The organism is Collinsella sp. AF11-11 (assembly GCF_003465485.1).
Lineage (GTDB): Bacteria > Actinomycetota > Coriobacteriia > Coriobacteriales > Coriobacteriaceae > Collinsella.
The window spans coordinates 1-1,465 of sequence record NZ_QSAS01000041.1 but is presented as its reverse complement, the minus strand read 5'-3'; the positions used below and the strand labels follow the sequence as shown (position 1 = coordinate 1,465).

Sequence of the window (1,465 nt, the reverse complement as noted above, 5' to 3'; positions counted from 1 at the left end):
GTGAACTGCCTCCCATTTCTTGGACATCGGGAAATGGGAGGTTTTCCATGAGTATAGACCTCAGGGTGAAGCACGACCTGGAGTCCAGGAGGCGGGCCGTCGAGCTCTTCGACGCCGGCGTCGGCTGCAAGCCGGCGGCCGAGGCCCTGTCCGTCCCCCGCGAGACCGTGAGAGAATGGCAGTGGGTATACCGGGCGTTCGGAAGCGAGGCGCTGCTGTCCATGGGCGGGAAACAATCCAGGTACGCATTCGAGCAGAGGGTCGCCGCGGCGTCGGCCGTGGTCGACGGCGGGATGGCGAAGACCGACGCCATGGCCGAGTTCGGGATCAGGTCGAAGTCCCCGCTGGAGCGCTGGTGCAGGCTCTACCGCGAGGGCGGCGCCGAGGCGCTGCGGCCCGGACCGAAGGGCAGGCCGAGGGGGTCGAGGTCGAAACCCCGCACCCGCACCCGCGAGCAGGAGCTCGAGGAGCGCTGCCGCAGGCTCGAGGCCGAGGTCGCCTACCTAAAAAAATTGCGCGCCCTGGTCGAGCGGGACGGGCTCTGACCAGGGCGGCGGCCGAGGCGGTGGGGGCGCTGCGCGCGGAGGGGCACTCCCTGCGCCACCTGCTGGAGTGCTCGGGGCTCAGGAGGTCGACCTACTACTACGCGCTGGCGCACCCGCGGAGGCCGACCCGGCCCGAGCTGCGCGACGCCGCGGCCGAGATATTCTCGCGCACCGCCAACGGCTGCGGGCACCGGCAGATAGCCATGTGCCTGCGCGCCGAGCTGGGCGCGGTCGTGGCCGACAAGACCGTGCTCAAGATGATGCGCGAGATGGGCATCCGGTGCGGGATACGCCGCCGGGGCTCCCGCCGCCGGTACAGCTCCTACAGGGGGCTCGTGGGGAGCACGTTCGAGAACGTCATCGCGAGGGACTTCGGCGCCGAGGGGCCGTGGCAGAAGCTCGGCACCGACGTCACCGAGTTCAAGGTCGCCGGCGCCAAGGCCTACTGGGCCCCGGTGCTCGACTTCTGCACGAAGGAGATCGTGGCGAGCGACATATCGACCTCGCCGGACCTCGCCCAGCAGCACAGGATGCTCGACCGGCTCCTCGAGGCCCTGCCCGACGGGGCGGCACCGACCATGCACTCGGACATGGGCTGGCAGTACCAGCACGAGTCCTACACCTCCAGGCTGGAGGGGGCGGGCATCACCCAGAGCATGTCGCGCAAGGGGAACTGCATCGACAACGCCGCCACCGAGCAGCTCTTCGGCCACGTGAAGGACGAGTTCTACCGCGGCAGGGAGTGGGGCAGCTTCGGGGACTTCAAGCGCGACCTGGAGGGGTACATAGTCCATTGGAACACGCGGCGCAGGCAGGTAAGATTGAAGGGCCTGACGCCGGAGGAGTTCCGGGACCGGGCCCTTGCGGCGTAGTCGCTATTTATCCAGTCCAAGTTTCGGGGCGCAGTTCACTGTCCCCTT

At 68.6% G+C, this 1,465-nt stretch carries 2 protein-coding genes; both read left to right on the top strand.

What is annotated here, in order from left to right:
* The first annotated feature begins 47 nt into the window (after positions 1-47).
* Positions 48-545 carry a helix-turn-helix domain-containing protein gene (locus DWV58_RS09745; RefSeq protein WP_117776945.1) on the top strand — a complete coding sequence of 166 codons (498 nt, stop codon included), beginning with the start codon at positions 48-50 and terminating at the stop codon, positions 543-545.
* Between the two features lie 20 nt (positions 546-565).
* Positions 566-1,417 (top strand): IS3 family transposase, encoded by an 852-nt coding sequence (locus DWV58_RS09740; protein WP_199586069.1) that lies wholly within the window; start codon positions 566-568, stop codon positions 1,415-1,417.
* Positions 1,418-1,465 lie beyond the last annotated feature (48 nt).

What these genes read in the sequence shown, in the direction of transcription:
- DWV58_RS09745 (WP_117776945.1), top strand. Translation starts at nt 48, where the DNA reads ATGAGTATAGACCTCAGGGTGAAGCACGACCTGGAGTCCAGGAGGCGG.